The following is a 5,574-nucleotide window of genomic DNA, read 5'->3' as shown; positions in this document are numbered from 1 at the left end:
CCCCCCCCCCCCCCCCCCCCCCCCCCCCCCCCCCCCCCCCCCCCCCCCCCCCCCCCCCCCCCCCCCCCCCCCCCCCCCCCCCCCCCCCCCCCCCCCCCCCCCCCGGCGCCGCTGCGGGCGGCGGCCGCCCGGCTGCGCAGGTACGCGAACGGCCCGGCCGCCATGCCCGCCAGCTCCAGCGCCACCAGCCGGCGGTCCGCCGGGCCCTGCGCGCCGGCCGCGGGGGGCCCCTCCTCCGGTCGCCGGCGCAGCCGCCGCGCGGTCTGGCGGGCCATCGCCCACCCGGCGCCCGGGGCCAGCGCGGTGAACGTCAGCAGGTGCCCGGGGTCGCGCACCACCAGGGAGGTGAGCATCGCGGTGAACCCGGTGCCGTTGCCCACCAGCTGCCGCTCCAGCTCGGCGACCTCGCGGCGGTGGGTGTGGTGGACCACAGCGGCCGGCTCGTACCCCAGCACGCCGCCGTCGCTGAGGACGCGCACGAACGCCGCCAGGTCCTCCCCGCCGCGCGCGGGCGTGCCCGTGCCCAGGGCCACGTCGAAACCCCCGCGGGCGCGCAGCGGCGCGGTGCGGAACGCCACGTTGGCCCCGGCCCCGTAGGCGCCCACGCCGTAGACGGCGATCGTGCGCACGCGCTCGCCGGAGTCGGAGCGCACGTCGACCAGGCCGCGCCGGGCCCGCCCGGCGCGGTCGCGCGCGGGGTGCAGCGAGACCGGGGTGAACGTGCGCGGCCCGCCGAAACCGCCGTAGTGCTCCTCGTAGAGCTGCTGCGCGGGGGTGGCCAGCTCCGCCGGCAGCACCAGCCCGGTGACCGCGTCCTCCTCGGGGTGCTCGGCGAAGCGGCGCGCGATCGCGCTGAGCCAGCCGGGGTCCACGCGCACGTCGTCGTCGGTGAAGGCGACCACCTCCCCGCGCGCCTCGCGCAGCCCGGTGTTGCGGGCGGCGGAGATGCCCGGCACCGGCTCGTGCACCGAGCGCACGCGCGCCCTGCCGCGCAGCACCTCCTCCAGCGGGTCGTCGGCCGGGCGCCGCGGGCGGTTGTCGACCACGACGACCTCGGCGTCGGGGTGGTCCAGCAGCGCCAGGCTGTCCAGGCACCGGCGCAGCTCGGCCACGCGGGCCACGACCGTGGGCACCACGACCGTCGCCGAGGGCAGGCGCGGGCGCGTCGAGGCGCGGTGCGCCGCCCGCCGGGCGCGGGCGGCGGGCGCGGCGCGGTAGGGCTCCGAGGCCGCCACGGCCTCGGCGACCTCCACCGGCGACAGCGGCAGGCGCACCGTCACCGCGGTGAACGGGGTGCCGTCCACGCGCACCAGCACGTAGGCGCCGCCGTGGGTCGGGGCGCCGGGGTCCGCGCCCGCCAGAGCGTCGCGGACCGCCTCCAGCACGGCGGTGGTGACCTCCTCCTGCCGCCCGGAGCGGCACGCCGCCTCGAGCACCAGGTGCGGCGCGCTCCCGGTGGCCGGCGGGCGCACCGGGGGTGCGGACGTCGTCCGGGAGGTGGTGTTCGGCGGGTTCGTCACGGGTGTCCGTCTCCTCACGGGCGGCCGGGACCCCGCCTCGAGCGGCGGCCCCGACGGCGATCGTGGGCGACCCGTGCGCCGCGGTGGCGCCCCGCGCGCGTTCCGGGCGGGGAACTGCCAGCGCCGGTCCGGGAACTGCCGTGCACGGCGGGAACCCGGCCGCCGTGCCGTTCGTGCGTTCCCCGGGACCGTTGCGTCGGGCACCCTGGCGCCATGGTGAACCTGGACAGCACCACCCCGGTCGCGACGACGGCGGTCCCCGCGCCGTCGCCGGGCCCGGACCCGCGGGGGCCCGCGGCGCCGGCGGTGGCGGGCGGCGCGCAGGCGCCCTGGCCCCGGTCGTTCACCGAGCGCTTCGCCCAGCTCGCCGCGCTGACCCCCGACGCCCCCGCGATCGGCACCGCCGCCGGGACGCTGACGTACGGGCAGGCCCTGACGCAGCTCGAGGCGGTGGCCCGCGGCCTGCAGGCCCGGCCGGGCCTGCGCGCGGACGCCCCCGTCGGCGTGCTCGTGGGCGCCGGGGCCGACAGCCTCACCGCGCTGCTGGCGGTGGCGCGCACCGGCCGGCCCGCCGTCCCCCTGGACGCCCAGCTGCCGGTGGCCCGGCTGCGCGAGATCGCGCAGCTCGCCGGCCTGGGAGCGTGCGTGAGCGAGGTCCCCGGCCTGGCCCTCGCGCAGGAGCTGATGGGTTCGGCCTCCGACGTCGCCGGCACGGGGGAGCTTCTCGAAGAGGGCCTGCGCCGCGACGGCGAGCCGCTGCCCGAGCCCGGCCGCGGCGGGGACCCGCTGTTCGTGGTGTTCACCTCCGGTTCGACCGGGCGCCCCAAGGGCGTGCTGATGACCCACGACCAGCTGCTCAGCGGCGCCGCCACCGCCCGCGACCGGTTCGCCGTCGGCACCGGGGACCGCGTCGCCCTGGTGCTGCCCCCCTCGTTCGCGGCCGGGGCCGTGGTGCTGTCCACGGCGCTGCTCAACGGCGCCTGCGCGTGGTCGTTCGACCCCCGCCGCCACGGCGCCCGGGCGGTCGCCGAGGTCGTCGACGCGCAGGGGCTGACGGTGCTGTGCGCCACCCCGCACCTGCTGCGCTCGGTGCTGGCCACGCTGCCGCCGGGCCGGCTGCTGACCTCGCTGCGGCTGGTGGCCACGGCCGGGGAGGCGGTGTTCGGCCGCGACGTGGAGCAGCTGGCCGCCCACGTGCGCCCGGGCACGGACTTCTGGAACTGGCCCGGGTCCTCGGAGACCGGGCCGCTGTCCGGTTTCCGCGTGGTGTGCGGCGGGCCGGTCCCCGAGGGGCCCGTGCCCGCCGGGGTCCCCGAGGACGGCAAGGAGGTGCGCGTGCTGGCCCCCGACGGGACCCCCGTGGCGCCCGGCGAACCCGGCGAGGTGTTCGTCACGGCCGCGCACCTGGCCGCGGGCTACCTCGGCGACCCCGAGCGCACCGCCGAGCGGTTCACCGAGGAGCCCGACGGCCGGCGCACCTACCGCATGGGCGACCTGGGCCGCTTCGACGCCGCCGGGGACCTGCACCTGCTGGGCCGCGTGGACGGGGCGGTGAAGGTCCGCGGGTACTTCGTGCACCTCACCGAGGTCGAGGGCGCGGTGCTCGCCTCGCCCGCGGTGGCCGAGGCGGTGGTCGTGGCGGTCCAGGCCGGCGGCACCCACCGCCTCGTGGCCTACGTCGCCCCCGAACCCGGCAGCCCCACGGAGTCCCCGGCCGCGCTGCGGCGCCGGCTGCGCGCCCGGCTGCCGGAGTACATGGTCCCCGCCGACGTCGTGCCGGTGAGCGCCCTGCCGCGCAACGAGCGCGGCAAGGTCGACCGCGCGCAGCTGCCGCCCGTCCCGCCGCGCGCGCCCGCCGAGCCGCCCGCCGGTGCCACCGAGGTGGCGCTGGCGCGCACCTGGGCGGAGCTGCTGGGCCTGTCCGGCCCCGTCCCGGTGGGCGCCGACGACGACTTCCAGCAGCTGGGCGCGGACTCCCTGACGGTGGAGGAGATGCTCGCCCGCGTCGAGGACGGGTTCGGCGTCGCCCTGCGGGCCGGCGACCTGCTGGCCGCACCCACCCTGCGCGAGTTCGCCCGGCGCGTCGAGGCCGGCGCCGGGGCGCTGCCGCGCCACCCCACCGCGGTGGCGCTGCGCTCGGGCACCGCAGCGCCGGCGCTGTTCTGCTTCGCCGGCGCCGGGGCCCTGGCGATGTCCTTCAAGCCGCTGGCCGCGCACGTGGACGACCGCCCCGTCGTGGCGTTCCACGCCCGCGGCGCCGAGAGCAGGGCGCTGCCGGACCGCAGCGTGCGGGCGGCGGCGCTGCGGCACCTGCGCGACCTGCGCCTGGTGCAGCCGCGCGGGCCGTACGTGCTGGTGGGGCACTCCATGGGCGGGCTCATCGCCCTGGAGGTCGCCCAGCTGCTCGCCGACGCGGGTGAGGAGGTGGCCTCCGTGGTGCTCGTGGACACCTACCTGCCGCGCACCCGCCGCCCGGACCCGGCCGCCGCCGCGGCCGCCGCCGCGGACGGCGCCGCCGACGGCGGTGCGCCGGGCGGCCCCTCCGGCCCGCTGGGCGCCGGGCTGCGCCTGCTGCGCACGGGCGTCCACCGCCTGCTGCCCGACGGGCTGCCGCCGCTGCACCTGGTGCCCCAGCGCCTGCGCGTGCCGTTCGCCGGGCTGGTGCCCTTCGGCGAGCACCAGTCGCAGGTGCTCCACGATCACGGCCAGGTCGTCGCCCGCAGGCACCGCGTCCGCCCCTACGCCGGCCGCACCGTGTGCGTGCAGCTGCGGGACAACCCCGACGGGCGCGAGCCCTGGGAGGAGCTGCTCACCGGACCGCACGAGTTCCTGGACATCGACTGCGACCACAACTCCGTGCTGCGCGAACCCCGCGCCACCGAGCTCGCCGCCGCGGTGCTGCGCGAACTGCGCGCCGTGCGGCGCTGATGCACCCGGCAGGCGACTGCCAGCTCGTGCAGGGTCCTGGCCCGAGCGGCCGTGGAAACCTGGCCGGGCACCGCCCCGAACCGTCCCACCATGGAGCCCCGATGGACGAGACCGATCGCGAGAGCACGGCGGGACCGCGCGTCAGCGTCGTGGTCCCCACCTACAACGAGGCCAAGAACCTCCCGCACGTCTTCGCCCTGCTGCCGGAGGTCCACGAGGTCATCGTCGTGGACGGCCGCAGCGTGGACGGCACGGTGGAGGCCGCCCGCCGGTTGCGGCCGGACGTCCGCGTCGTCCTGCAGAACCGCCGCGGCAAGGGCAACGCCCTGGCGTGCGGTTTCGCCGCGGTGACCGGCGACGTGGTCGTCATGCTGGACGCCGACGGTTCCGCCGACCCCCGCGAGATCCCGCGGTTCGTCGAGGCCCTGACCGCCGGCGCGCACTTCGCCAAGGGCAGCAGGTTCCTCAACGGCGGCGGCAGCGACGACATCACCCTGCTGCGCCGGGCCGGCAACGGTTTCCTGAACCGCCTGGCCAACACCCTGTTCCGCACCCGGTACACGGACCTGTGCTACGGCTACAACGCGTTCTGGGCCTCCTGCCTGCCCGTGCTGGAGCTCGACGCGGCCGGGGAGCGGGTCGACGAGCGCCGCTGGGGCGACGGTTTCGAGATCGAGACCCTCATCAACACCCGCATCGCCAAGGCGCGCCTGAGCATCCGCGAGGTGCCCAGCTTCGAGCACCCCCGCCTGCACGGCGAGAGCAACCTCAACACCTTCCGAGACGGCGTGCGGGTGCTGCGCGCCCTCGTCGTCGAGCGGGTGCGCCCGGCGGCCCGGGTGCCCGCCCCGGCGCCGGTGGCCCTGCCGCGCCAGGCCCCCGCGCCGGCCGCGTCCACCACGCAGACCGCGCAGACCACGCCCACCGCGGTCGACGTCAGCGCCGTGGACGTCGGCGCGGTGGACGTGAGCGAGGCCGGCCCGGTCCGGGTCGCCGCCGCGCACGCCGCCCCCGTCGTGGCGGTGGACGTCGCGGCCGTGGAGGCCGTGGAGAGCGCCGCCGTGCGCACCGCCTGAGGCGCACCGCCCGAGGCGCGGACGGGGCCCGGGACCGCACCGCGGTCCCG

Annotated in this window: 3 protein-coding genes; 2 read left to right on the top strand and 1 reads right to left on the bottom strand. The window is 78.9% G+C overall.

The genetic code is table 11. The annotated features are described in order from the left end of the window. Positions 1-1,520 (bottom strand): glycosyltransferase family 2 protein (locus ACRYR7_RS23890; protein WP_432574762.1); only part of this gene is annotated, 1,520 nt, incomplete at its 3' end. 213 nt (positions 1,521-1,733) lie between these two features. On the opposite strand from ACRYR7_RS23890, the gene ACRYR7_RS23885 reads away from it, so the two are divergent. Further along, complete coding sequence (locus tag ACRYR7_RS23885; protein ID WP_432574760.1) at positions 1,734-4,448, top strand: alpha/beta fold hydrolase; 2,715 nt, start codon at positions 1,734-1,736, stop codon at positions 4,446-4,448. A 101-nt stretch (positions 4,449-4,549) separates the two neighbouring features. After that, positions 4,550-5,524 carry a glycosyltransferase family 2 protein gene (locus ACRYR7_RS23880; protein ID WP_432574758.1) on the top strand — a complete coding sequence of 325 codons (975 nt, stop codon included), beginning with the start codon at positions 4,550-4,552 and terminating at the stop codon, positions 5,522-5,524. The last annotated feature ends 50 nt before the right edge of the window (positions 5,525-5,574 follow it).

Origin of the sequence: Kineococcus gurbantunggutensis (assembly GCF_050871925.1) — a bacterium.
Classification (GTDB): Bacteria; Actinomycetota; Actinomycetes; order Actinomycetales; family Kineococcaceae; genus Kineococcus.
This window is presented reverse-complemented; position numbering and strand designations above follow the sequence as displayed.

Bases quoted from the DNA above. Each gene is read 5' to 3' on its own strand.
- ACRYR7_RS23885 (WP_432574760.1), top strand. From the start codon at position 1,734: ATGGTGAACCTGGACAGCACCACCCCGGTCGCGACGACGGCGGTCCCC.
- ACRYR7_RS23880 (WP_432574758.1), top strand. From the start codon at position 4,550: ATGGACGAGACCGATCGCGAGAGCACGGCGGGACCGCGCGTCAGCGTC.